Here is a 25,997-nt window from a genome sequence, read left to right on the forward strand (position 1 = left end):
ACCCCTAAAGGCTGCGAGACGCAACATGAGCAAGATGGCTGACGAGGTGCAGAGAAATTTGATCAAGGCCATCGACAGAGATGCCTTGTTTCTGCCAACCCTGCCCGAAGTAGCACTGAAAATCCGCCTTGCCGCTGAAGACACTGAAATCAGTATCGCCGCACTGAGCAAGGTCATCGGTAGCGATACCGCGCTGTCCGCTCGCCTCATAAAAGTGGCGAACAGTCCGTTGCTGCGACCCAATTTCGAGGTCAGCGACGTCAACACAGCGATTCGCCGTCTGGGCGTCAATTACACCTGCAATCTGGCCATTGGCCTGGTCGTGGAGCAAATGTTCCATGCCAAGTCGGAAGTCATCGAACAGAAGATGCGCGAGATCTGGAAGCAGAGCCTGCAGGTCGCCGGAATAAGCTATTACCTGTGCCAGCAATACACCAACCTGAAGCCGGACCAGGCCACGCTGGCCGGGCTGATTCACCTGATCGGGATTTTGCCGATCCTGACCTATGCCGAAGACCATTTCGATCTGTTGGCCGACCCTGTCAGCCTCAATCATGTGATCGACAACATTCATCCGGTGATCGGCGAACGCTTGCTGCGTTCCTGGGACTTCCCTGAGCCACTGGCCAGCGTGCCAGGTAAGTTCCAGGACTTCACCCGCGTATCCAGAAGCCCCGATTACATTGACCTGGTGCAGGTCGCGGCGCTGCACATCCACAAGAACACCGACCATCCGTTCAGTCAGATCGACATCGCAGATTTGCCCGCCTACAGCCAGCTGCGGCTAAGCAGGGCCAACGGCATGCTCAGTGCCGAAATGGATGACGCCAAGGACATGCTCTACTGAGCCTGAGCCATACCAAAGCTGACCCTGACCTTCAAACCACGCTCAACGCCATCGTGCAGGGAGATACGGGCAAGATGCGCCCGACAGATCTCCCCGACAATCGCCAGCCCCAGCCCGGCACCACTGCCCTGCTGACTGCGCCGGTAGAAGCGCTCGAAGACGCGTTCACGCTCGGCCTGCGGAATACCGGGGCCGTCGTCTTCGACTTCCAGAATGCCCGGCGCGTAGACGCGCAGCACCACGTTGCCGCCAGACGGCGTATGGGCCAGCGCGTTGTCGATGAGGTTACTCAACAGCTCGTTGAGCAGCGTCGGCTCGCCTCTCAGCCAGACTGGCTCGTCAGCCTCCAGCGCCAGCGCCACGCCGCGTGAATGCGCCAGCGGTGCCATTGCCATCCCTAGCTCCCGTGCCAGCTGACTCAGATCCAGCTGTTGTGCGCCGCCCTCGGCAATCGCTCGGGCTCCGTTTTCGATACGCGCCAGCGACAACAACTGATTGGCCAGGTGGGTCAGACGATCGGTGCCCAGTGCTGCGGATTCAAGTGTGGTGCGCCATTGCTGCGGATCGCGCTCGCGCAAGCCCAGTTCCACACGCGCCTTGAGAGCCGCCAACGGCGTGCGCAACTCATGCGCAGCATCGGCGATAAACTGCGCCTGACGCTCGAACTGCAGGCGCAGACGCTCGGTGAAATGGTTGAGCGCCCCGACCAGTGGTCGCAATTCGTGCTGCACCTCGACCATGGGCAGCGCTCGCAGATCGTCGGGCTGGCGCTCTTCAACGGCGGTGCGCAAACGCTCCAGCGGGCGCAACGCGGCACTGACCGTAAACCACACCAGCAGCAAGGCACCACCGCCCAGCATACCCAGACGCAGCAAGGTATCAGCCATCAGGCTGCGGGCCATGCCCTTGCGCGCTTCCTGGGTTTCGGCCACGCGGATTTCCGCCATGCCGTTCATGCCTGGGTCGGTGACGGGCTTGAGCATACTCACGACCCGCACATCCTGACCTTGGTACGTGCCGTTGTAGAATTTGGCGAGCGCCGGATAATCATCCGTACGCAAGGTGCCTGGCGGTGGCGAAGGCAGGTTTTCGTAGCCGGAAATCAGCTTCTGTCTAGTATCGTTGACTTGATAGTAAATCCGGCCTTCGCTGTCGTTGGCAAAGGTATCCAGCGCCACGTAAGGAATGTCGGCGCTCAGCGTGCCATCGCGCTGAGTCAGGCCGGCCGCGATGGTTCGTGCCGAGGCCAGCAGGGTGCGGTCGTAGGCGGTATCGGCCACTTCACGCCCGTTCCAGTAAGCGCTCATGCCGCTGGCCAGCATCAATACGACCAGCAACAGCGCAAGGTTCCACAACAATCGCCAGCGCAGGCTGTCGTTAATCATCGCGACTTTCCAACAGATACCCCAAACCACGAAAGGTCACGATGGCCACCGAATGCCCGTCGAGCTTCTTGCGCAGACGGTGCACGTAGATTTCGATGGCGTCAGGGCTGGCCTCTTCATCCAGTCCAAAAACATGTGCGGCCAGTTGCTCTTTACTCATGACCCTGCCCGGCCTTGCGATCAGCGCTTCAAGCACGGCCTGTTCGCGGGACGTCAGGGTCAGCAGTTCGTCACCGAGTGTGAAACGCCGTGTATCCAGGTCGTACGTCAGCACACCGCAGCGTTGCTGCCGCTCGCCGCCCAGCACACTGCGGCGCAACAGCGCCTTGACCCGCGCTTCAAGCTCGGACAACTCAAATGGTTTGGCCAGGTAGTCGTCGGCGCCCAGATTCAGCCCGTGAACCCGGTCCTTGACGTCGCTGCGCGCGGTCAGCATCAAGACGGGCAGATTCTTGCTGCGCGCTCGCAGGCGGGCAAGCACTTCAAAGCCATCCATGCGCGGCAGTCCGACATCCAGAATGGCGACGGCGTACTCCTCGCTGGTCAGTGCCAGGTCGGCAGCGACGCCGTCGTGCAAGACGTCGACCGTCAAACCTGCACTCTTGAGCGCCTGCGCGACACTTTCAGCCAGTTGCAGATGATCTTCCACAAGAAGAACCCGCATCGCCGTCTCCTGTTTGTCGGTGTTGTCATGTTGTTATTGAGGCGTGTGAAGGCGGAGTTTACAGGCGTGTCGCCCGCTGTGAAGCACTGAAACAGCTCAACGCGCCTGGACGCCGATCTGAAAGGTAACTGAAAGGTTCGTCGTTTAGCATCGCGATACGACCCGACAAAGGGTACGTAAACAAGGCGCCCGGATGCGTCTGAAAATAAAAACAATAAGTTGGTCAATGGAGTCACGACATGTCTACGCCCTCTCAGGCCAGGCAGCGCATCTATTGCGCTCCCCTCTCGACCGCTACAGGTCGATCCCCCGCACCCGCACCTCTCCAGACGTTCGATGCAGCCTGCTGCAGCGCCGCCAGCGTTCGCGTGTCCGTCACGTCATCGAATGCACCTGACCGACATCCCTTGAGCTGAACAGCTTTCCACATCCAAAAACAAAAACACCTCAGGAGACTGCACATGAAATTTTCCCTGCGTCAGGTAGCCATGACCGCCGGCTGCATGCTGGTTGCCACTCAGTTGCTGGCCGAGCCCAAACGCCCTGAATGCATCGCACCGGCATCGCCGGGTGGCGGTTTCGACCTGACCTGCAAACTGGTGCAGAGCGCGTTGATCAACGAGAAAATTCTCAGCACGCCGATGCGCGTGACTTACATGCCTGGTGGCGTGGGTGCTGTGGCGTACAACGCCGTGGTCGCTCAGCGTCCCGCCGATGCCGGTACGCTGGTGGCCTGGTCCAGCGGTTCGCTGCTCAATCTGGCGCAAGGCAAGTTCGGGCGTTTCGATGAAAACGCCGTGCGCTGGCTGGCGGCAGTCGGCACCAGTTACGGTGCCATCGCGGTCAAGAGCGACTCCCCATACCGCAACCTCGACGACCTGGTCAAAGCGCTCAAGGCCGACCCGAGCAAAGTGGTGATCGGGTCAGGTGGCACGGTCGGCAGCCAGGACTGGATGCAGACGGCACTCATCGCCAAGGCGGCCGGCATCAACCCGCGTGCGCTGCGATACGTTGCCCTTGAAGGCGGAGGCGAAATTGCCACCGCCCTGCTCGGCGGTCACATTCAGGTCGGCAGCACCGACATCTCCGACTCCATGCCACATATCCTCAGCGGCGACATGCGTCTGTTGGCCGTGTTTGCCGAGAAACGCATCGACGAACCGGAAATGAAAGACATTCCGACCGCCAAGGAACAGGGCTACGACATTGTCTGGCCGGTGGTGCGTGGCTTCTACCTCGGGCCGAAGGTAAGCGACGAAGACTACAACTGGTGGAAAGCGTCGTTCGACAAAGTGCTGGCCTCGGAAGACTTCGCCAAGTTGCGTGACCAGCGCGAGCTGTTCCCGTTTGCGATGACCGGCCAGGAGCTGGACACCTACGTCAAGAAACAGGTGGCCGACTACAAGCTGATGGCCAAGGAATTCGGCCTGATTCAGTAATTGCACCCAATTGACTGACATGCGGTTGCGCCCGCACTGCGGGCGCGACTCAGGAGCTTTTCATGGTCATACAACGCATTTTTGCGGGCGTCCTGCTATTGGTCTGCATCGGCCTGGCCCTCATGGCCTGGCCCTACCAGGCGCCCTTTTCCTACGAACCGGTCGGCCCTCGGGCGTTTCCACTGCTGATGCTCGGCTTGATGGGTGCTGCCCTGCTGTACCTGCTGATTCGTCCCACGCCCCTCGTACACAGTGAAGACGAGCCGCCGCTGGACCGCGAAACGCTGGTCAAGATCGGCATCTGCATCGCCTTGCTGCTGGTGTTCGCCGGCCTGTTCGAACCGCTGGGCTTCATTCTCAGCAGCATCCTGATCGGCATTCCCATGGCGCGCCTGTACGGCGGGCGCTGGGTACCCAGTGTGGTGGTGGTGATTCTGATGAGCGTCGGCCTTTACCTGCTGTTCGATAAAGCCATGGACGTTCCCTTGCCTTTGGGCCTGCTCAGCGTTCTGGAGAATTAAACGTGGATACTTTCAGCTATCTGGGCCAGGGCTTCGGCGTTGCCCTTACCCCTTACAACCTCATCACGGCACTGTCGGGCACGTTGATCGGTACCATCGTCGGCCTGCTGCCGGGGCTGGGCCCGATCAACGGCGTGGCGCTGCTGATTCCCATCGCATTTGCACTCGGTTTGCCACCTGAATCAGCCTTGATTCTGCTGGCCGCCGTGTACCTGGGCTGCGAGTACGGCGGTCGTATCAGCTCGATTCTGCTGAACATTCCGGGCGAAGCGTCCACCGTGATGACCACGCTGGACGGCTATCCGATGGCACGCAAGGGTCTGGCAGGTGTTGCATTGTCACTGTCGGCCTGGAGTTCGTTCATCGGCGCCTTTATTGCCACCTGCGGCATGGTGCTGTTCGCGCCGCTGCTGGCCAAGTGGGCGATAGCCTTTGGTCCTGCGGAGTATTTCGTGCTGATGGTCTTCGCCATTGTCTGCCTGGGCGGGATGGCCGGTGACAAACCGCTCAAGACCTTTATTGCGGCACTGATCGGGCTGTTTCTGTCAGCCATCGGGATCGATGCCAACAGCGGCGTGTACCGCTTCACGGGCGACAATATCCATCTGGCCGACGGCATCCAGTTCGTTGTGCTGGTGCTGGGCCTGTTTTCGATCAGCGAGATTCTGTTGCTGCTGGAGAAGACCCATCGCGGTCAAGAGGCGGTCAAAGCCACCGGACGCATGATGTTCAACCTCAAGGAAGCGGCGGCAGTGTTCACGGTGAACATTCGTTGCGGCCTGATGGGTTTTATCCTCGGCGTATTGCCGGGCGCAGGCGCAACACTTGCCAGCGCCGTTGCCTACATGACCGAGAAACGTATCGCAGGCCCCACCGGCACGTTCGGTCAAGGTGACATGCGCGGTCTGGCGGCCCCTGAAACCGCCATTGGCGCAACGGCCTGCGGCGCACTGGTGCCAATGCTGACCCTGGGCGTTCCGGGTTCCGGCACCACAGCGGTGATGATCGGCGCACTGTCGCTCTACAACATCACGCCGGGCCCGATGCTGTTCCAACAGCAACCGGACATCGTCTGGGGCCTGATCGCTTCGCTGTTCATCGCCAACATCATGCTGGTGATTCTGAACATACCGATGATCCGCATCTTCACCCGCATCCTCGCGGTGCCGAACTGGGCGCTGGTGCCGGTCATTGCGATCATCACCGGGATCGGCGTCTACGCCGTACACGCCACCACCTTCGACCTGTTCCTGATGGTCGGCATCGGCATCTTCGGTTACATCCTGCGCAAGCTGGATTTCCCGCTGTCGCCAATTCTGCTCGGGTTCATTCTGGGCGGTCTGATGGAGCAGAACCTGCGTCGCGCGCTGTCGATCTCCAACGGCGAACTGGGGATTCTCTGGGCAAGCCCCATCACCCTCGGTGTCTGGGTACTGACTGTGCTCATGCTGCTGTTCCCGTTGATCCGTATCTGGCGCAAGCGTGCCAGCCAGCGTGCTGCCGTGGCTGATGTCTGATTCATCCTTGCGTAGATGGTGGCCGACCCCGGTGGTCGGCCTGCTGGGCGGTTACCTTGCCAGTCTGGTCGGCTGGCCGTTGCCCTGGATGGTCGGCTCGTTGCTGGCGATCATCCTGGTGCGCTGCCTGACACGCTGGCAGATCACACAGATCCCCGGTGGCCGCAAATGCGGCCAGTTGATCATCGGGATCGGCATCGGGCTGCACTTCACTCCCGTGGTGATCGAGCAAGTGCTGGCGCACTTCGGGCTGATTTTCTTCGGTGCGCTGGTGACGAGCCTGTCGTGCCTGGTGGGTGTCTGGCTGATGTTGCGCACGGGCGAGGACCGACCGACGGCGTTCTTTTCCAGCATGCCGGGCGGTTCCGGCGAGATGGTTAACCTCGGCGCGCGTAACGGTGCAACCCTGAGCAGCGTCGCGGCCGCACAGAGCCTGCGTGTGCTGGCAGTGGTGTTGTGCGTGCCAGCGATCTTCAAATACTTGCTGGGCGATGGCGCGCCAGCGCTGCACGCCACCAGCGTCGATTGGCGCTGGCTGGCATTTTTGCTGCCGTTCGGCGCGTTACTGGCCTGGCTGTGGCAACGTCTCAAGCAACCCAATCCATGGCTGTTCGGGCCACTGCTGTTGAGCGCGGTGGTGAGTGTGGTCTGGGACCTGAAAATCGGTCTGCCCAATGGCGCCAGCCAGTTGGGACAATTGCTGATCGGCAGCGGGCTGGGCTGTCACTTCAACCGGGAGTTTTTTCGTCGTGCACCGTCGTTTCTGGGGCGCACGCTTCTGGGAACCGCACTGACGATGCTGATTGCCGCCCTCGCCGCCTTCGGCCTGAGCGCGTTGACTCATCTGGATCTGCGCTCGCTGACGCTGGGTATGATGCCCGGCGGCATTGCCGAGATGAGCCTTACGGCCGAGGTGCTGCAACTGTCGGTGCCACTGGTCACGGCGATGCAGGTCATGCGCCTGCTGTTCGTGCTGTTTCTGGCCGAGCCGCTGTTCCGGCGCTGGAACAGACGGCTCGCTGACTGAGCGCTTCAGATGTTCGGCAAACGCCAGTCGATCGGCGTAAGGCCGTTCTGCTCCAGGTATTTGTTGGCCCGTCCGAAATGCCCGTTGCCCAGAAAGCCCTTATAGGCCGACAGCGGCGAGGGATGGACCGAGGTCAGTACCAGATGCTTTGTGGCATCGACCAGCTTCTGCTTGCTCTGCGCATGGGCCCCCCACAGCAGAAACACCAGGTGCGGCTGATGCTCGCTGACCACCTGAATGATTCTGTCAGTGAAATGCTGCCACCCCTTGCCGGCATGAGACGCCGCATTGGCCCGCTCGACCGTAAGGGTGGTATTAAGCAGCAGCACACCCTGATCCGCCCAGGCTTGCAGGCAGCCATGGTTGGGAATGTCGATGTTCAGGTCACGCTTGAGCTCTTTGTAGATGTTGACCAGCGAAGGGGGTGTCGGCACGCCGGGCTGCACCGAAAAGCACAAGCCGTGGGCCTGATTGGGGCCGTGGTACGGATCCTGACCGAGGATCACGACTTTCACGTTATCCAGCGGCGTTGAGTTCAGCGCGTTGAACATCAGCGGGCCGGGCGGATAGATTTCCTTGCCTGCGGCATGCTCCTGACGCAAAAACTCACGCAACTGATGCATGTAAGGTTTTTCGAATTCCTCACGCAGTGCCTCCTTCCAGCTCGGCTCAAGCTTGATGCGGTCGTCGCTCGTCATGGTCACATCCGGTAAAAAGATTGCGCGGACACTAGGAAAGCTGGCGGACAATGTCAAATACCCCCCATCGACTTCACCCTTTTCCTACACTGCAGATTTCCCCTTGCAACTTAACAGCGCAGCGCGAAGACCAAGGTTAACGGCAGCGTCTTTATAGAGAGGGTCACGATGAACCTGCAATTCGAAGAACTTCATGCTCAAGGCGGCGCACGTATCGGCGTTGCCACGCTGGACGCCGAGAAGTCGCTCAACGCCCTGTCGCTGCCGATGATTCTGGCCCTTCAGGATCAGCTCGACGCCTGGGCAAGCAATCCACAGATCGCCTGTGTACTGCTGCGCGGCAATGGCCCGAAAGCCTTCTGTGCCGGTGGCGATGTGCGCACGCTGGTGGAAACCTGTCTTGAGGAGCCCGGCACCGTGCCCGCATTGGCCGCAAATTTCTTCGGTGCCGAGTATCGCCTGGACTACAGCCTGCACACGTATCCCAAGCCACTGATCTGCTGGGCGCAGGGTTATGTGCTGGGCGGCGGCATGGGCTTGCTGCAGGGTGCGAACATCCGGGTCGTCACCCAGAGCAGTCGTCTGGCGATGCCGGAAATCAGCATCGGTCTGTACCCCGATGTCGGCGCAAGCTGGTTTCTGTCACGGCTGCCAGGAAAACTGGGTTTGTTTCTGGGCCTGACCGGCTCGCACATCAATGGGCGTGACGCGCTGGATCTTGACCTGGCCGACCGCTGCCTGCTCGATGAGCAGCAGCCGGATCTGATCGAAGGCCTGCTGCAGCTCAACTGGCAGGAACAGACCGATGTGCAGCTCAACAGCCTGCTCAAGGCACTGCAGCACGAGGCGAACAGCCAGTTGCCCGAAGCTCAGTGGTTACCGCGCCGGGAGCGTATCGATGCGTTGCTGGACGTGGGTAACCTGGTCTGTGCCTGGCAGGCGATCAGTCACCTGCAACATCAGGACGACGCCTTACTGGCCAAGGGAGCCCGGAATCTGCTCGAAGGCTGCCCGGTGACTGCGCATCTGGTCTGGGAACAGATCGATCGTGCCCGTCACCTGTCGCTGGCGCAGGTGTTTCAGATGGAATACACCATGAGCCTCAATTGCTGTCGCCACCCCGAATTCAGCGAGGGCGTGCGGGCAAGGTTGATCGACAAGGACCACACGCCTCACTGGCACTGGCCGGACGTAAGCAAAGTGCCGCCTGCGGTCATCGAAGCGCACTTTGAAAAGGTCTGGGAAGGACGGCACCCGTTGGCCGATTTGTCGGAGTATTGATTCCGCATGGCAGGCCGGACGTGGGAGACATCGCAGCCCTGAAGAGGCAGCGGTATCTCCCACCGGCAACAGCGTGTGGCTAGCAACGTTCAGCCATCACGACCGGGCTTTAGCGATGCCCGCCGCGTCCATCACCACGACCGCGCCCATCGCCTCTGCCGCCATGGTCACGTCCGCCGCGACCGCCGTGGTCATCCCAGCCTCGGTTTCCACGGTCACCACGCCAGCCGTCATGCCCCTGGAAACGGTCATTGCGCCAGCCATAGCCCGGTGGGCGTCCGGGTGCGTAATAGCGGGGCTGCGGCGGCGGTGCGTAATACCGGGGTTGTGTGTAGTAACGCGGTTGTTGGTAATAACGGGGTTGAGGCGCCACATAGATGCGCCGCTCCTGGTAATAGGTAGAACGATAGCCGTTGTCATACGCGTATCCGCCCGCCACGACTGTCGTCGGCTGCGTGTACGCATCGGATTCATAGTAACCAGGGCCTCCATAACAACCAGCAAGGAAGAGGGTCAGCAAAACGATAAGCGAGGGTCTTCGATACATAGCGGCCTCCTGGACCGCGATTGGCACAAACCAGCGACGCTGGCCGGCATCCGCCAAACGGGTTGGCAGACAACGAATAAGACACTAAAAACACGATCTAGTGCTCAGTCGCCGGCTCCGCCCATCGGCCGTACGAACGGCTTTCAGGGTGCCAGGCTTGGAAATCAAGGCCTGCAGGGTTGTAGTGCCTTCTTACAAAGATGCTACAAAACATTTCATATTGACGCTTCATCAAGGTGCGCCCGCGCACCAGCACAAGGCAAATCCCACGCCTCCATCAAGCCTCAAAATCTCAGGAGCCTTGCCAGCCGGGCCTTTTGGCGAGTTGGCACAACTCTCGCTTGGTTCTTGTTGTGCAGGAGTCAACACACGGTTCGCGGCACCACAATTTGCAATAGCTGACTAGGGTTCCGGCTTGCCAGAGGGCAAGTGGCTGGTCCGAGAGTTGGCGACCTCCAGTAGAGGTTACACGGCGGGACAAAAGCCCGGGAGACAGGACACCAGTGGTGTCACGTTGCTCCTGGCCGCCCTTTTCACTACTGGAGATATCTCTCGATGCTCAAGTCAACGTCCCGTCTCTCAAGCCTGCTCTGCGCCGGCCTTTTCGCTGCATTGAGCTTCTCGGCAAACGCCGCTCCCAAAGACCACTTCAACGTCTGCTGGACTATCTATGCAGGCTGGATGCCGTGGGAATATGCGGGCACCCAAGGCATCGTCGACAAATGGGCCAAGAAGTACGGCATCAAGATTGATGTCACCCAGCTCAATGATTACGTCGAGTCGATCAACCAATACACCGCCGGACAGTTCGATGGCTGCACCATGACCAACATGGACGCCCTGACCATCCCGGCGGCCGGTGGCGTGGAAAGCACCGCGCTGATCGTCAGCGATTTCTCCAACGGCAACGACGGCGTGGTGCTCAAGGGCGAAGGCAAGAAAATCGCCGACCTCAAGGGCATGGACGTCAACCTGGTCGAACTTTCGGTTTCCCACTACTTGCTGGCCCGCGCGCTGGACACTGCCAGGCTCAGCGAGAAAGACCTGAAAGTGGTCAACACCTCGGACGCCGACATCGCAGCGGCCTTCAACACCAAGGACGTCAAGGCCGTCACCACCTGGAATCCGATGCTCTCGGAAATCAAGGCCAAACCGGGCGTGACTGAAGTGTTCAATTCCAGCCAGATCCCCGGCGAGATCATGGACATGATGGTGGTCAACACCCAGACCCTGAAAGACAACCCGGCCTTGGGCAAGGCCCTGACCGGCGCGTGGTTTGAAGTCGTCGCGCTGATGAACGCTAAAAATGCCCAAAGCAAAGCCGCGCTGGAACACATGGCCAAGGCTTCGGGCACCGATCTGGCGGGCTTCCAGTCGCAACTGGACACCACCAGACTGTTTGCCACGCCCAAGGAAGCGCTTGAGTTCGCCACCAGCAAGCAACTGCCAGACACCATGGGCAAAGTCGCCAGCTTTTCGTTCGCCCACGGTCTGCTCGGTGAAGGCGCCAAAGATGACAAGGCAGTGGGCATGACGTTCGCCAATGGCGTGACCACCGGCGACAAGGGCAATCTCAAGCTGCATTTTGACCCCAGCTACGTGCAGATGGCCGCCGACGGCAAGCTGTAAACCACGTTTCGCACAAAGGTCACTGCCATGCGCTTGATAAACCGCCACCCGGATCGCGCCGGTCGCCTGATCCTGGTGATCCTGCCGTTCGCCCTGCTGCTGTTCGCCTATTTTCTGGGCTCGGCCGGCAGGCTTGCGGAAAACCCCAACGACAAACTGTTGCCCAGCGCGGTGCAGATGGCCGACGCGGTCAATCGCATGGCGTTCAAGGCCGACACTCGCACCGGCGAATACCTGTTGTGGCAGGACACCGCGTCCAGCCTGCAACGGCTGGCGGTGGGTCTGGGCATCAGTGCCTTGCTCGGGCTGTGTCTGGGTATAGCGGCGGGCATTCTGCCGATGTTCGGCGCGCCGCTGTCGCCGTTGCTGACGGTGCTGTCGATGGTGCCGCCGCTGGCGATCCTGCCGATTCTCTTCATCGTGTTCGGTCTGGGCGAGCTGTCGAAAGTGATGCTGATCGTCATCGGCATCACGCCCATTCTGGCGCGGGATCTGGAACAACGGGCACGTGAAATTCCGGTGGAATTGCTGATCAAGGCACAGACCCTCGGGGCCTCGACCTGGACACTGATCCTGCGGGTGATTCTGCCGCAACTGCTGCCCCGTCTGTTGATTGCGCTGCGGCTGGTGCTGGGTTCGGCCTGGTTGTTCCTGATCGCAGCCGAGGCTATCGCCTCCACTGACGGCCTGGGTTACCGGATCTTTCTGGTACGCCGCTATCTGGCAATGGACGTGATTCTGCCTTACGTGGTGTGGATCACCCTGCTCGCCTGGCTGATGGATTGGGGCCTCAAAGCCCTGACCCGGCGTGCATTTCCCTGGTACGAAGGAGCGCGGACATGAGCTTTATCTGCGTGCGCAATGTGTGGCAGCAATACGACGATCAGGTGGTGCTCGAAGGCCTGAATCTGGACGTTGCCGAGGGTGAGTTCTGCACCCTGGTTGGCGCGTCGGGCTGCGGCAAATCGACCTTTCTGCGCCTGCTGCTGGGTCAGGAAACCTCCAGCCGTGGCGCGATCACCCTCGATGGCCAACCGCTTGCCAATGAACCGGACGCCAGCCGTGGAGTGGTCTTCCAGCGTTATTCGGTGTTCCCGCACCTGAGCGTGCTGGACAACGTGGCGCTGGGTCTTGAGCTGCCTCGTTCGCGCTGGATCGGCCGGTTGTTCGGCCAGGCCAAACGGGACGCTCGGGAACAGGCGGCGCAACTGCTGCACAAGGTCGGCCTGGGCCATGCGCTGGACAAGTACCCGTCGCAGCTGTCTGGCGGTATGCAGCAACGCCTGGCCATCGCTCAGGCACTGATCATGAAACCTCGCGTGCTGCTGCTCGACGAGCCGTTCGGCGCGCTCGACCCTGGCATTCGCAAGGACATGCACCACTTGCTGCTGGAGCTGTGGCGCGAAACGCAACTGACCGTGTTCATGGTCACTCATGACCTGTCCGAGGGTTTCAACCTCGGCACGCGCCTGCTGGTGTTCGACAAGGTTCGCTACGACCCGCACGCCCCCGGCGCCTATGGCGCGCGCATCACCTACGACATTCCCCTCAACAGCGAACGCCGCGCCGAGCGTGCGGCACTCGAACTGCTGAAACCGGCTTTAGAGGAGCCCACTCAATGACTGACTCCACCACGCTATACCCCGTTTTCGCCGAAGAACTGCTGCCCGGCGGCGGGCATCGCTCGTTTATCCTCAAGCGCGGCGAACTGTTACGCCTGACCGATCTGCACGGCAACGCCAACGTCAGCCTGACGCTGCTCAACGCTCACGAAAAGACCGAGCGCCTCAATCTGCCTGACAGCCTCAAAGGCCAACACACTGCGCGCCTGAGCGCCGGTCACTGTCTGTACTCGGACATGGGCCGCGTGCTGGCTGCCATCGTCACCGACACCTGCGGTTGGAGCGACAGCATCGGCGGCGTGCTCAACGCTCAGGAAGTCGCCGAAAAATACGGCCAGGGACGCTATCAGGAACTGCGTAACGGATTCTTCCGCAACGGCGTGGATAACCTGCTGGTCGAGCTGGGCAAATGGGGCCTGGGCCTGTCGGACCTGTTGATGACCCTGAACCTGTTCAGCCGGGTCAACGTCGACGGAACCGGCGCCCTGCACTTTGTGCCGGACAACTCCAAAGCCGGCGACTACATCGAGCTGTATGCGCCGATGGACACGCTGGTGGTACTGACTGCCCTGCAACACCCGATGGACCCCAACCCGACCTACGCGCCGCAACCGCTCACGCTGAGCTGGATGAAGGCCGACGCCAGCATTGCCGAACATTGCCGGACCTCGCGCCCGGAAAACGAGCGCGGTTTCATCAACACCGACCGCCTGTTCGCCTGAGGAGAGCCCTGTCATGAATCTGCATGCCCACGACCATCACCACTGTGACGCAACCATTCCTGCCGGTGAACCGTTTCTGGCCGAAGTGAAAGCCGGACAAACGGTGCGCATCCTTGACCTGGAAGGCAATCAGGCCATCGATACGCTGTTCTTCAGCCTCGCCAACCCGCGCGAACGCTATGACGTGCAGCGCACTCTGCGTCGCCAGAACAGCGTCTACCTGACCACCGGCAGCGTGCTGTATTCCAACCTCGGCCAGCCGATGCTGACCATCGTCGAGGACACCTGCGGTCGGCACGACACGTTGGGCGGCGCCTGTGCGCAGGAAAGCAACACCGTGCGCTACGCACTGGAAAAGCGCTACATGCACAGCTGCCGCGACAACTACCTGCGCGCCTGCCTGCACGACGGTCGCCTGAGCAAAAGTGACATCGGCCCGAACATCAACTTCTTCATGAATGTGCCCGTGACAGCGGACGGCGGTCTGACCTTCGAAGACGGCATTTCCGCCCCCGGCAAATACGTCGAACTGCGTGCCGAGATGGACGTGATCGTGCTGATCTCCAACTGCCCGCAACTGAACAACCCCTGCAACGGCTACAACCCGACGCCTGCGCAGCTGCAGGTTCGCGACTAGTTGATGCTTTAAGCCCCACATCTGGGCGGCAACGGACGACCGTTGCATCGAAACGTTTATAAGCGGGACGGCCCGCTTCCCATCACGAAACCGACTCAGTCCGGTTTCCGGGGTCATGCCATGTTCGACAAACTGCTGATCGCCAACCGTGGCGCCATTGCCTGCCGCATCCTGCGAACCTTGCGTAACTTGCAGGTCAAGGGCGTGGCGGTCTATTCCGAAGCCGACGTTGCCAGCCTGCACCTGATGCAGGCCGACGAAGCCCACAGCCTGGGTGAAGGCGGCGCGGCTGACACCTATCTGGCGGTGGACAAGATCCTCGCCATCGCCAAAGCCAGCGGGGCCGGGGCGATTCATCCGGGTTATGGATTTCTGTCCGAAAACGCCGCCTTTGCTCAGGCCTGTGAAGACGCAGGCATTGCCTTCGTCGGTCCGACGCCTGAGCAACTGCGCGTGTTCGGCCTCAAGCACACCGCTCGGGCCTTGGCCAGGCAACACGGCGTGCCGATGCTGGAAGGCACCGAACTGCTGGACAGCGTCGAGGCAGCCCTCACAGCCGCCAGGCTGATCGGCTATCCGGTGATGCTCAAGAGCACCGCAGGCGGTGGCGGCATCGGCATGCGGGTGTGCCGCAGCGCCGAGGAACTGGCCGACTCGTTCGAAGCAGTCAAGCGTCTGGGTCAGAACAATTTCAGCGACGCCGGTGTGTTCATCGAGAAGTACATCCAGCGCGCCCGCCATCTGGAAGTGCAGGTGTTCGGCGACGGTCAGGGCGAAGTGCTGGCGCTGGGCGTGCGGGATTGTTCAGTGCAGCGCCGCAATCAGAAAGTGCTGGAAGAAACCCCCGCGCCCAATTTGCCGCAAGGCATGGCGGATGATCTGTGCGCCGCAGCGATCAAGCTTGCAAAGGCAGTGAATTATCGCAGCGCCGGAACCGTGGAATTCGTTTTCGACAGCCAGGATCAGCGCTTTTATTTTCTGGAAGTGAACACCCGTCTGCAGGTCGAGCACGGCGTCACCGAGCAGGTGTGGGGCGTGGACCTGGTCAGCTGGATGGTGCAACTGGCCGCCGGTGATCTGCCGCCGCTGGCTGAACTGCAAGCGACGCTGAAACCCAGTGGACATGCTATTCAGGCGCGCCTGTATGCCGAGGATCCAGGCCGCGATTTCCAGCCCTGCCCTGGCCTGCTGACCGCCGTGAGCTTTCCGCCTGCCGACGGCCAGGCGCTGAGGATCGATACCTGGGTTGAAGCCGGTTGCGAGATCCCGCCGTATTTCGATCCGATGATCGCCAAACTTATCAGCTGGGCACCCAGCCGCGACCAGGCCAGCGCTGCACTGGCCCACGCGTTGGGCGAAAGCCGTCTGTATGGCGTGGAGACCAATCGCGACTATTTGCGGCAGATCATCGCGGACGTGCCATTCGCCAGCGGGCAGCCGTGGACGCGCTGCCTGGAGGATCTGGTGTATCACGCCGACACCTTCGAAGTGCTCAGCGGCGGCACGCAGACCAGCGTTCAGGATTATCCGGGACGTTTGGGCTATTGGGCCGTGGGTGTACCGCCATCCGGGCCAATGGACAGCCGTGCCTTGCGTCAGGGCAATCTGTTGCTGGGCAATGCCGAAGGGTGTGCCGCGCTGGAAATCACCATGAGCGGGCCTCTGCTGCGCTTCAACACCGATGCCGTAGTGGCCGTGACCGGCGCGACGATTGCGCTGACGCTGGATGGCGAAGCGTGCCCCATGAACACCACGCTGCTGGTGAACGCGGGTTCGACCCTGGCGCTGGGCGCCATCACCGGGACCGGCGCGCGCAGTTACCTGTGCGTGCGGGGCGGGCTGGATGTACCGGATTATCTGGGCAGCAAAAGTACCTTCACCCTGGGCCAGTTTGGTGGGCATGGCGGGCGTGCATTGCGGGCCGGGGATGTGCTGCATATTGCGCCGTTGACCGATCGCAGTGTCGGCGAGCGCATCGCCGATGATGCGCTCGAGGTACTCGGCGAAGTTCGCAACATGCGCGTGATCTACGGGCCGCATGCGGCGCCCGAGTACTTCACTGAGGCGTACATGGAGACGTTTTTCGCCACGGACTGGGAGGTTCACTTCAACTCCAGTCGCACCGGCGTGCGACTGATCGGCCCCAAGCCAGAGTGGGTGCGTGCCGATGGTGGAGAAGCCGGGCTGCACCCGTCCAACATTCATGACAACCCTTATGCGATCGGTGCGGTGGATTTCACCGGCGACATGCCCGTGATCCTCGGGCCGGACGGGCCGAGCCTGGGCGGTTTCGTCTGCCCGGTCACTATCATCGAAGCCGACCTGTGGCAGCTGGGCCAGCTCAAGGCCGGTGACAAGGTGCGGTTTCATCCGGTGAGTGTCGAGGCGTGTCATGCCATGGCATCTGCGGCGCTCGCTAATGCCTTTTCGCGGACAAGTCCGCTCCCACAGGAGAATGCGCCCCCAAGTGAGAGCACATTCCAGAGTGGGGACACATTCCAAAGTGGGAGCGGACTTGTCCGCGAAGGCGATGTAAGCCACACCTCAATCATCGCCCAGTTGCAAAGCCCGATCGTTCTGGACATCGGCCAGGACGACAAACGCCTCGTGGCACGTCTGTCCGGCGACACGCATGTGCTGCTGGAGATCGGCGCGCCGGAGCTGGATCTGGTACTGCGGCTGCGCGGTCATGCGTTGATGCTGGCGCTGGAGGCCAAGGCTCTGCCGGGCGTGATCGATCTGACGCCGGGGATCCGCTCGCTGCAAGTGCATTACCGCCCTGCGCAACTGCCGCTCAAGCGACTGCTGGAGATCGTCGCTGGCGAATGGGATGCCGTGTGCGCCGCGAAAGACCTGCAAGTGGCCTCGCGCATCGTGCATCTGCCCTTGTCCTGGGATGACCCGGCGTGCCAGTTGGCCATCGAGAAGTACATGACCACCGTGCGCAAGGACGCGCCGTGGTGCCCGAGCAATCTGGAGTTCATCCGTCGCATCAACGACCTGCCCAACCTCGACGAAGTGCAACGCACCGTGTTTGACGCCAGCTATCTGGTGATGGGCCTGGGCGACGTCTACCTCGGCGCACCGGTGGCCACGCCACTGGACCCGCGTCATCGTCTGGTCACCACCAAGTACAACCCGGCCCGCACCTGGACCGCGGAAAACTCGGTCGGCATCGGCGGTGCCTACATGTGCGTGTACGGCATGGAAGGCCCCGGCGGCTATCAGTTCGTGGGCCGCACGCTGCAAATGTGGAACCGCTACCGCGAGGTCGCGGCGTTCGAAGGCAAACCCTGGCTGTTGCGTTTCTTCGACCAGATTCGCTTCTACCCGGTCAGCGCCGAGGAACTGCTGCGCATCCGCCGCGATTTCCCGCTGGGACGTTTCGACCTGAACATCGAACACAGCACCCTGAACCTCACGGATTACCAGACTTTCCTGAGCAACGAGGCCGAAGGTATTGCGGCGTTTCGAGCGCAGCAGCAAGCAGCGTTCAACGCCGAACGCGAACGCTGGATCGCCAACGGGCAGGCCCACTTCGAGAGCGAGGAAAGCGTTGCCCCGACCACTGACGAAACCGCACTGGAGCCCGGCCAGCAAGGCGTCGATAGCCACATTGCGGGCAATCTCTGGCAGGTGCAGGTCAAGTCCGGCGAACGGGTCGAGGCAGGCGATGTGCTGGTGGTGCTGGAGTCCATGAAGATGGAAATCCCGGTGCTTGCGCCGATCAGCGGCATTGTGCGCGATGTGCGGGTGCAACCCGGCTCCGCCGTGCGTGCAGGCCAGCGCGTCGTCGTGCTGGACGCCGATTGAACCCAATCACTCAATTTGATGGAACATCACCATGATCCCTAACGACCTGTTGAATGATCTGCGCCTGGATTCTGTTCGCGCCGCGTACCAGTCCGGCACCCTGTCGCCACGTCAGCTGATCCTGGCGCTAAGGGAAAAAGCCGCCGGGCTGAACCCTGAGTATCACCTGTTCATCCATCTGCTCAGCACTGACGAGCTGGAGCCTTACCTGGCCGATCTGGAAGGTCGCGATATCCAGGATCTGCCGCTGTACGGCGTGCCGTTCGCGATCAAGGACAACATCGATCTGGCAGGCGTCCCGACCACTGCCGCCTGCCCCGACTACGCCTACCTGCCAGAAGCCTCGGCGACCATTGTCGATCAACTGATCGCGCTGGGTGCCGTGCCCATGGGCAAGACCAATCTGGACCAGTTCGCCACCGGCCTCAACGGCAGCCGCTCACCCTACGGCCCCTGCCCTAACAGCGTGCTGAAGGACTATCCGTCCGGCGGTTCCAGCTCAGGCTCATCGCTGGCCGTGGCATTGGGCGTGAGCAGCTTCTCGCTGGGCACCGATACCGCAGGGTCCGGCCGAGTGCCTGCCGCGCTGAACAATCTGGTCGGCACCAAAGCCAGTAAAGGCCTGATCTCGACCGCCGGCGTAGTCCCTGCCTGTCGTACGCAGGATTGCGTATCGCTGTTCACCGCCACGGCCAGAGAAGCCAGCCAGTTACTGGGACTGGTCGCACAACCCGACCCACGCGATGAGTACAGCCGCCGCAACCCTGCGTGGAACGACGCGGGCGCATTTGGCAGCCCGCGCCCGTTCCGCTTCGGCGTGCCACGTGCCGAAGATCTGGAGTTCTTTGGCTGCATTCAGGGGCCGCTGCTGTTCAGCGATGCCATCGATCACCTGACTGCATTGGGCGGCGAAGCGGTGACAGTCGACCTGTCGCCGTTTCTGGAGGCCGCCAGCCTGCTGTACGACGGCCCGTGGGTTGCCGAACGCTACAGCGTTGCCGGGCAATTGATGCAGGACAATCCCGCTGCCGTACTGCCGGTCATCCGCGCGGTACTGGCCAAGGCACCTGGGGTAACGGGCGTGGACACCTTTCGCGCCCAGTATCGTCTGCAAGCCCTCAAGGTCATCTGCGACCAAGCGCTGGAAGGGCTTGATTGCGTGGTAACGCCGAGCATCGGCCGGCCAGTGACATCGGCTGAACTGCTCGCCGAACCTGTGTTGCGCAACTCCGAACTGGGCTACTACACCAACTTCGTCAATCTGCTCGATTACGCAGCCGTCGCCGTCCCCTGCACGTTCATGGACAATGGCCTGCCTTGGGGCGTGACGCTATTGGGGCGTGCCTTCACCGATCAATACCTGCTCAGCCTCGCCGACGCCTTTCAGCGTCACACGGCATTGCCCTTGATCGCCGGTGGAGCGCCGCAACTGCCCACGCCGAACAACGCAGCGCGCAACGACAGGGTCAGGCTGGTGGTGTGCGGCGCGCATCTGGACGGTCTGGCGCTCAACGGGCAACTCAAGCAACGCGGCGCTCGCTTGCTGGAAGCCACGCAAAGCTCACCCGACTATCAGCTTTACGCACTCGCTGGCGGTCCGCCGTTTCGACCCGGCATGGTCCGTGTGGCAGAAGACGGCGTGGCGATAGACGTGGAAGTCTGGGAGCTGCCGAGTGCCGAGCTGGGTTCGTTCCTGACCGGCATTCCCGCTCCGCTGGGGCTGGGCAAGGTGCAGTTGGCCGATGGACGCTGGGAAACAGGGTTCATCTGCGAGCACTACGGGCTTGAAGGTGCACGCAATATCAGCGAACTGGGCGGCTGGCGCGCTTACCTGCGGCAGTCGTAAACCTGCTAGTCGATCAGATACATAGTTGTGTCTGATCGACCCAGGCGGTGCGCCATAGTGCGGGATCATTTCCTTCGATCAATAGCCATGAACGCTACACACAGCCCCCTCACTCCAGACACCTCGCTTCACGCTTCGGCGCCGCCATCAGAGTTGCCGCCGAAGCGGCCCACTACCGGAGGCGATCCTGATCGAGCCATCGAGCAACGGCTCAAGGCCCTGCGCGAAAGCCCCGGGTTTGCACTGATCGCCGACTCGCCCCTGCTGCTCAAGGCCTGCCAACTGGATATGGACGCCCCGCCCTCCAGGCGTCACTTCCTGCGCGAGCAACTGGCCTCGTACCTGAAGAACAAGACCGGACTGGCACTGGACCCTGACCAGCTACACATCACCTTTTCCAACAAAGCTCATCCTGAAGTGAACGACGATGGAAGCGAGCACGACGAAATCCGCCTGTCGCTGACCGAGCTGGCGCTCGTCAGCTTCGATCCGCCGCGTTTTATGGCGCTGCACCGCAGCACGCTTGAGGATACTCAGCTCACAGACGATGCACCGTCGGTTGGCGCATCAGAAGTGTTCGCGCTGATACTCAACGCCACGTGGACCCGCGACTACACCATCGCCCTGGAAACATTCTGGTCGCGGCACAGAGCAACCTATCGAGCCTTATCCAGGCTGGGCTTCCTCGACACGCTGGCGCGCCAATATGCCCGTCGCCAGATCAGCCGCTACGGCTACTTCCTGACGCTGGATGCATTGGGGCTCAACGACTTTCCAACAGACATCTCCACACTGGATCAGAGCGCACGCGGCAAGCAGGCACAGGTACGGATGCTCACGTTCAACGGCAAACCCGTGCCGGGCATCTTTCAGGTCAGCTCGGATAACACCTCGCACTGTTTCATTCATGTGCTGGGCAGCAAAGGGCCGGTGGTGGAATTCATCAGCAACGAGCCGCAGCAGATGACCCGCAATCTGCTGGCCGCACTGAATGACTCGGCCCTTCAGGAACACGCATTCCATCTGCTTGAATGTGAAGAAAAAACCGCGCCCGCCTTCGACTCGATACAGCTTGAGGGCGACGTGTTCACCGCACTTGCACAGGCCCAGGAGTACCTTGCCCGTCAACTGCTTGGCGAAGAGCGTTATGACCGTTTCGATTATCTAAAACCGATCGCACGCGGCCTTACCCTGGCAAGCGGCGTGGACCTTTGGCAATCCCGTCCGTCCGTGCTGGAGCAACTGCCCGCGCCGTCGAAACTGGCAGCACAGATCATGGCCCGGTACCTCAAGGCCCAAGGGCTGGAACATGAGCCCGATCACGTCTTCGTTGCCTATCGACGCGGCACGTCAACGACGCCACTGGGAGACGCCCGGACACCCCCCATCCAGGTCAGTACGCCAGACGAACGCCCCATGAGCCTGAGCACGGCACTGGTCACTCAGTACCGCGTTCAGACCCCTATGGGCTACCTCGACCACGGCGCAGCGACGGTGGTGTTTCTGGACACCACGGGCCAGGGCACCTGGCGTGAAGACCAGGTACTGGAACTTGACCCGCGCGCGCTGGAAGATCATCTGAAAACCATCGATTTCCTTCACCTGATGACCGAACGACTCGATGCGTTCTGGGAGCAGAACCAGACCGGGATTGAATCGGCCTTCAGGTCAATGTTCATCAGCCAGGCCCTGATCGGTCTCAAGCAGGAACGCCTGTCACGCGGCAGCTTCGACCTGATTGTGCAGGCGCTTTCCACTGACAGGAAAATGCCCTGGTACAGCCTGAGTTTCTACGTCAAAGGCTCCCTGCTCGATGGTCTGATGACGCAATGCACAGGACTGTTGGCCCTTGAAGAGCCTGGCTTGCCGATCGTGCTGTATCAGGCAGGCCATCCCAAGGCGTTCATGGAGTTCGCCGACGAAGACGCCCTCAACCGCTACCTCAGGGTCGCCACCGCTGATAGCGAGTGGCGCGAGACAGTCTTGCGCCATGTGCCGGTGCGCCATCAGGCACGCCTGAACTACCTGTTCAGGGTCTGGGGCGGCGTCAAGGCACCCACACCGGCGGCGTCTGTCCTGCGTCCCTGGACAGACCTGATCTACAACCCCGATACACATAAGGCCGTGCAGCACTTGTGGTATCGACACGCAGTGGACGACTCGCCCTTTACATTTATGCATCACTTACTGAAGCAGCACGCGCTGATGGATGCGCAGGACCAGATCGTCACGTCCGTACAACTCTCGTTGAGCGAGTGGACGCAACGACTCAATCATCTGCAGCTACTTCTGGCCCCGATGGCTGTGTTGCTGACACCTGCACTGATCGCGTCACTGGCGACCGAGGTTGGCATCACGTCCCTGAACATCGCATCCGCGAACCTGCCTGGCAGCCGTTACGCCGAAAAAAATCAGGCCGTGCTGGCCACTTTATCGCTTGGGTTGATGCACCTTGGCCCGCGAACCCCGGGGCTGCTGCGTTCCATGAACAGACTCGTGAAGCCTGCTCGTCAGGCAACGCGCATCGTTTCGCAGGTGCGCAAGACGCTTAAAGGCCCAGGTACGCGGGCCAGCACTTCGATGTCTGGACACCCGACTCAGCTAGAAACATTCTTTCACACAGACGCACTGCTCAAGCGCTGGACCCTTGTCGGCAGGGCACATTTTAGCGGTGTGCCGGTACACGCCTGGAAACTGGGCCGTCGGTTTTTGCTGTGGACGTCGGACAAGGGTCAGGCCCGCACACTGGTGGTCAGTACGCATGGTCACTACATGCCCTGGGCGTCCAGCGTGAAAATCCCCAATGGCACCGAACTGCGCACCTATGCCCCTCATGGCTACGAACTGGTCGACCCGATGCTGCACAACATTGTCAGCAAGCGTGTACTGCCCTTCGCGATTTCAAACTCAGCCGGCAACATACCTGTTGCCCTTGCGCCCTCACTCGAACCGTTGGTCATGACCGACAAGCTCATGGCGGGCACGTCGCTTCTTGGCCGGTTCAAGAACTACTCACTGGCAAAATTCCAGACACTCCATAATGAGCCCTATGGAGACATCGCCAACGTCGTGCGCAACGCCAACGCATCGCCGTTGCTCGGGCACCTGCCGCCTACGCCCATGGACGTGCTGACGGTGCGTAATCGCTTCGGCATGACTTCCCCTACACTGGCTGACTTGTTCAGCACGCTGTCGGCGCACGGCATTCACTACGACAAAATATTGCTGGTGCATTGCCGCTGCGCTGCCATCGCCGCCGTGCTGCAACGAGCGCCGGTGTATCGGGCGCCGACATTGAAGCCTGCGATTGTTAAGATGCCCTGACGTGATTGCCCCTTCGCCTGGTCCCGATATCGCCATGACAACCGCCGACGATGTAACCCACCTCTGCCCGGTGTGCGGCTTCAGCAACCGCTGCAGCCTGGCCGACCCGCGCACCGCCAGCCAGCCGTGCTGGTGTTTTTCCGAAACCATCGACCCGGCGCGGCTTGAAGCCCTGCCCGATGAAGTGCGCAACAAGGCCTGTCTGTGTCCGCGTTGCGCAGGCGTTGAACAGACGGCGCTGAGCCAACCTGCACGCTAGATCGCGTACCATACGCCACCTCCTTGACCTTGCTCCGACACCATGCGCCTTGACCGTTTTCTCAGCAACCTGCCCCGTTTCAACCGCAAGGAGGTCCGCCTGGCGCTGGTCAGCGGCCGAGTGAAGATCGACGGGCGCGTCACGAGCGACCCGCATCATGATGTGCGGGAATTCAACTGCGTAGCCTTCGACGACGAGATCATTCAGGCAGGCAGACCGGCGCGCTATTTCATGCTGCACAAACCGAAAGGGTGCGTGAGTGCCACTGTTGATCCACATCACCCGACGGTACTGGAGTTGCTGGATGAACCTGACAAACATGAACTGCATATTGCAGGGCGTCTGGATTTCAACACCACCGGTCTGATGTTGATTACCAATGATGGTCACTGGTCACGACGCTTGACCCAACCGCAAACAAAGTTGCCAAAGGTGTATTACGTTGAAACCGAACAGGTTATCGACGAACGGTATATCACCCGATTTGCCGAAGGCTTTTACTTCCCGTTCGAAAACATCACCACACAACCGGCGGTATTAACCGTACTGGGGCCGTATTGCGCTCGGCTGAGTATCGTTGAAGGCCGCTACCATCAGATCAAGCGGATGTTTGGTCACTTCAACAATAAAGTGTTGAATCTGCATAGGGAAAGCATGGGCGCACTGGCTCTGGACCCCGAGCTAGAGCCCGGCAGCTACCGCGCGCTGCACGTCGCGGAAATAGCGCTGTTCTGAAAAAGTCACAACCGTTCGGCGGAATGCGCAACAAGCCTCTGAATGGCACTTGCGGGTTTACGTATCCACTGCTTGAATCCAACCCGTCAGTCCACATGTGACTGAAGAGTCAGGACATCATTCCAAGAAACCTTTTACCGTATTGAGCCGTCAGGGCTCACGGCAAATTGCCCGCCAATAACAATACCTGTCGGACAGATCGTTCGGATCGACATGGGCCTTTAATCGGCTAATGCCTGCCTGTCACGAAACTCGTGCAACGTCGTTGTACGCATACCTGTTTACGCCAGGAGTTATACCTATGTCGCCAGAAAAAGCCGTGCTTGATATACAAGGACAGTTTCGGGTTTACACGGAGTTCTATCGCGCAGATGCCGCGGAAAAAACCATCATCATGGTAAACGGCTCACTGGCCACCACTGCGTCATTTGCACAGACCGTTCGCAACCTTCACCCGACCATGAACGTGGTTCTCTACGATCAGCCGTATGCCGGAAGATCCAAACCTCACAACCTGCATGAACAGCCACTGAGCCGGGAAATGGAAGGCCAGATCCTGCTGGAACTGATTGACCACTTCAACGCCGAACACGTCATGTCATTTTCATGGGGAGGCGCGGCGGCACTGGTTGCGTTGTCGCATCGCCCCAAGCGTATCGAGAGCGCTGTCATCAGCTCGTTTTCGCCGGTCATCAACGAACACATGCGTGACTACCTGAACCGGAGCCTCACCCATCTGGGCGCGCACAATCGTTACGAAGTCGGCCACCTGATCAACGACACCATCGGCAAGCACCTGCCATCGCTGTTCAAGCGCTTCAATTATCGCCACGTCAGCAGCCTGGACCTGCACGAGTACGACCAGATGCACCACCACATCAGCCAGGTACTGGAGATCGATCCGGGCAACTACCTGACCGCTGCGAAGAACATCAACGTACCCGTTTTATTCATGAACGGTGCCTGGGACGAATACACCGCCGCGAACGACGCCGTGCATTTCGCACACTATGTGAAGGACTGTACCTTCAGCACCATCGACACTGCCGGGCATTTCCTGGACATGGAAAATAAGGCCGCATGCCGGGATTCAAAGCTGGCACTGCTGAGTTTCCTGCAACCGGAACCGGCCACGACGCAAGCGTCGCGCCACGCGTACAACCTGGTTCAGAACCATCATGCCCTCGCCCTCTGACACCAGCGCTCGACAGAGCCAGGGAACCCTCCGCCAGCGCACGGACAGCGGCACTCGGCGGAAGGCTTCCATGGTGAAAGTCCGGGAAAAAAGCAGGGATTGGGGAAATTAACGCTTCAAATGCGGGACCGCATCTGGTACAAAGTCAGCCGCTTCGAGCGGGTATAGTTTAGTGGCAAAACGAAAGCTTCCCAAGCTTTAGTTGAGGGTTCGATTCCCTCTACCCGCTCCATCGTTTCATCCCCGAATGATCCCTCTAAGCACCAAACGACCTACAGCCCAGCTATAA

Annotated in this window: 21 protein-coding genes, 1 tRNA gene and 1 riboswitch; of the genes, 18 read left to right on the top strand and 4 right to left on the bottom strand. The window is 60.7% G+C overall.

Features of this window, described 5'->3' with window-relative positions; all coding sequences use genetic code 11:
* Positions 1 to 25 precede the first annotated feature (25 nt).
* Entirely contained in the window at positions 26 to 847 is an 822-nt protein-coding gene (locus BUB69_RS19640; RefSeq protein ID WP_073169638.1) for an HDOD domain-containing protein, read from the top strand.
* On the opposite strand, the gene BUB69_RS19645 is transcribed toward BUB69_RS19640, so the two are convergent.
* On the bottom strand, positions 841 to 2,232 hold the full coding sequence (locus BUB69_RS19645; protein ID WP_073169640.1) for a sensor histidine kinase: 1,392 nt from the start codon (positions 2,230 to 2,232) through the stop codon (positions 841 to 843). The two genes, BUB69_RS19640 and BUB69_RS19645, sit on opposite strands and share 7 nt — an antisense overlap.
* A complete protein-coding gene (locus BUB69_RS19650) occupies positions 2,225 to 2,896 on the bottom strand; it encodes a response regulator (protein WP_024695149.1) in 672 nt (223 codons plus the stop codon). Before BUB69_RS19650 ends, BUB69_RS19645 begins: the two co-directional genes overlap by 8 nt.
* 455 nt (positions 2,897 to 3,351) lie before the next feature.
* On the opposite strand from BUB69_RS19650, the gene BUB69_RS19655 reads away from it, so the two are divergent.
* The 4 genes from BUB69_RS19655 (at position 3,352) to BUB69_RS19670 (ending at position 7,400) form a co-directional block, all read left to right on the top strand.
* Positions 3,352 to 4,335, top strand: coding sequence for a Bug family tripartite tricarboxylate transporter substrate binding protein (locus BUB69_RS19655; protein WP_175561798.1), 984 nt, complete (start codon positions 3,352 to 3,354; stop codon positions 4,333 to 4,335).
* A 62-nt stretch (positions 4,336 to 4,397) separates the two neighbouring features.
* Positions 4,398 to 4,856, top strand: coding sequence for a tripartite tricarboxylate transporter TctB family protein (locus tag BUB69_RS19660; RefSeq protein ID WP_073169643.1), 459 nt, complete (start codon positions 4,398 to 4,400; stop codon positions 4,854 to 4,856).
* A gap of 2 nt (positions 4,857 to 4,858) precedes the next feature.
* Positions 4,859 to 6,373: a tripartite tricarboxylate transporter permease gene (locus BUB69_RS19665; RefSeq protein ID WP_073169645.1), complete on the top strand. Its 1,515-nt coding sequence runs from the start codon at positions 4,859 to 4,861 to the stop codon at positions 6,371 to 6,373.
* Positions 6,366 to 7,400 carry an AbrB family transcriptional regulator gene (locus BUB69_RS19670; RefSeq protein WP_073169803.1) on the top strand — a complete coding sequence of 345 codons (1,035 nt, stop codon included), beginning with the start codon at positions 6,366 to 6,368 and terminating at the stop codon, positions 7,398 to 7,400. Before BUB69_RS19665 ends, BUB69_RS19670 begins: the two co-directional genes overlap by 8 nt.
* 5 nt (positions 7,401 to 7,405) lie before the next feature.
* Here BUB69_RS19670 and ung read toward each other — a convergent pair whose 3' ends face one another.
* Complete coding sequence (ung, locus tag BUB69_RS19675; protein ID WP_073169647.1) at positions 7,406 to 8,098, bottom strand: uracil-DNA glycosylase; 693 nt, start codon at positions 8,096 to 8,098, stop codon at positions 7,406 to 7,408.
* Positions 8,099 to 8,266: 168 nt separating this feature from the next.
* Here ung and BUB69_RS19680 point away from each other — a divergent pair, with 168 nt between their 5' ends.
* On the top strand, positions 8,267 to 9,379 hold the full coding sequence (locus BUB69_RS19680) for an enoyl-CoA hydratase/isomerase family protein (protein ID WP_073169648.1): 1,113 nt from the start codon (positions 8,267 to 8,269) through the stop codon (positions 9,377 to 9,379).
* 109 nt (positions 9,380 to 9,488) lie between these two features.
* On the opposite strand, the gene BUB69_RS19685 is transcribed toward BUB69_RS19680, so the two are convergent.
* Positions 9,489 to 9,926, bottom strand: a complete 438-nt coding sequence (locus BUB69_RS19685; RefSeq protein ID WP_073169650.1) for a hypothetical protein — start codon at positions 9,924 to 9,926, stop codon at positions 9,489 to 9,491.
* Positions 9,927 to 10,317: 391 nt separating this feature from the next.
* A riboswitch (guanidine-I (ykkC/yxkD leader) is annotated at positions 10,318 to 10,420 on the top strand.
* 61 nt (positions 10,421 to 10,481) lie between these two features.
* On the opposite strand from BUB69_RS19685, the gene BUB69_RS19695 reads away from it, so the two are divergent.
* The 12 genes from BUB69_RS19695 to BUB69_RS19750 all read left to right on the top strand — a co-directional run bounded on the left by BUB69_RS19695 (position 10,482) and on the right by BUB69_RS19750 (position 25,940).
* Positions 10,482 to 11,555, top strand: coding sequence for a putative urea ABC transporter substrate-binding protein (locus BUB69_RS19695; protein WP_073169652.1), 1,074 nt, complete (start codon positions 10,482 to 10,484; stop codon positions 11,553 to 11,555).
* 27 nt (positions 11,556 to 11,582) lie between these two features.
* Positions 11,583 to 12,398: an ABC transporter permease gene (locus tag BUB69_RS19700; protein WP_073169653.1), complete on the top strand. Its 816-nt coding sequence runs from the start codon at positions 11,583 to 11,585 to the stop codon at positions 12,396 to 12,398.
* A complete protein-coding gene (locus BUB69_RS19705) occupies positions 12,395 to 13,177 on the top strand; it encodes an ABC transporter ATP-binding protein (protein ID WP_024688644.1) in 783 nt (260 codons plus the stop codon). Before BUB69_RS19700 ends, BUB69_RS19705 begins: the two co-directional genes overlap by 4 nt.
* Positions 13,174 to 13,899 (top strand): urea amidolyase associated protein UAAP1, encoded by a 726-nt coding sequence (locus tag BUB69_RS19710; RefSeq protein ID WP_073169655.1) that lies wholly within the window; start codon positions 13,174 to 13,176, stop codon positions 13,897 to 13,899. The genes BUB69_RS19705 and BUB69_RS19710 overlap by 4 nt, the downstream gene beginning before the upstream one ends.
* Before the next feature lie 13 nt (positions 13,900 to 13,912).
* On the top strand, positions 13,913 to 14,536 hold the full coding sequence (locus tag BUB69_RS19715; protein WP_425439389.1) for an urea amidolyase associated protein UAAP2: 624 nt from the start codon (positions 13,913 to 13,915) through the stop codon (positions 14,534 to 14,536).
* A 120-nt stretch (positions 14,537 to 14,656) separates the two neighbouring features.
* Entirely contained in the window at positions 14,657 to 18,349 is a 3,693-nt protein-coding gene (gene uca / locus BUB69_RS19720; RefSeq protein WP_073169657.1) for an urea carboxylase, read from the top strand.
* 31 nt (positions 18,350 to 18,380) lie between these two features.
* Positions 18,381 to 20,195, top strand: coding sequence for an allophanate hydrolase (atzF, locus tag BUB69_RS19725; RefSeq protein WP_073169659.1), 1,815 nt, complete (start codon positions 18,381 to 18,383; stop codon positions 20,193 to 20,195).
* Between the two features lie 87 nt (positions 20,196 to 20,282).
* Entirely contained in the window at positions 20,283 to 23,519 is a 3,237-nt protein-coding gene (locus BUB69_RS19730; RefSeq protein ID WP_073169661.1) for a dermonecrotic toxin domain-containing protein, read from the top strand.
* A gap of 34 nt (positions 23,520 to 23,553) precedes the next feature.
* Entirely contained in the window at positions 23,554 to 23,778 is a 225-nt protein-coding gene (locus BUB69_RS19735) for a cysteine-rich CWC family protein (RefSeq protein ID WP_073169806.1), read from the top strand.
* 42 nt (positions 23,779 to 23,820) lie between these two features.
* The gene (locus BUB69_RS19740; RefSeq protein WP_073169663.1) at positions 23,821 to 24,513 is read left to right on the top strand and encodes a pseudouridine synthase; all 693 of its coding nucleotides are present in this window, start codon (positions 23,821 to 23,823) and stop codon (positions 24,511 to 24,513) included.
* 301 nt (positions 24,514 to 24,814) lie between these two features.
* The gene (locus BUB69_RS19745; protein ID WP_073169665.1) at positions 24,815 to 25,708 is read left to right on the top strand and encodes an alpha/beta fold hydrolase; all 894 of its coding nucleotides are present in this window, start codon (positions 24,815 to 24,817) and stop codon (positions 25,706 to 25,708) included.
* Positions 25,709 to 25,866: 158 nt separating this feature from the next.
* Positions 25,867 to 25,940, top strand: a tRNA-Gly gene (locus BUB69_RS19750).
* The last annotated feature ends 57 nt before the right edge of the window (positions 25,941 to 25,997 follow it).

Origin of the sequence: Pseudomonas asturiensis, assembly GCF_900143095.1 — a bacterium.
Lineage (GTDB): Bacteria > Pseudomonadota > Gammaproteobacteria > Pseudomonadales > Pseudomonadaceae > Aquipseudomonas > Aquipseudomonas asturiensis.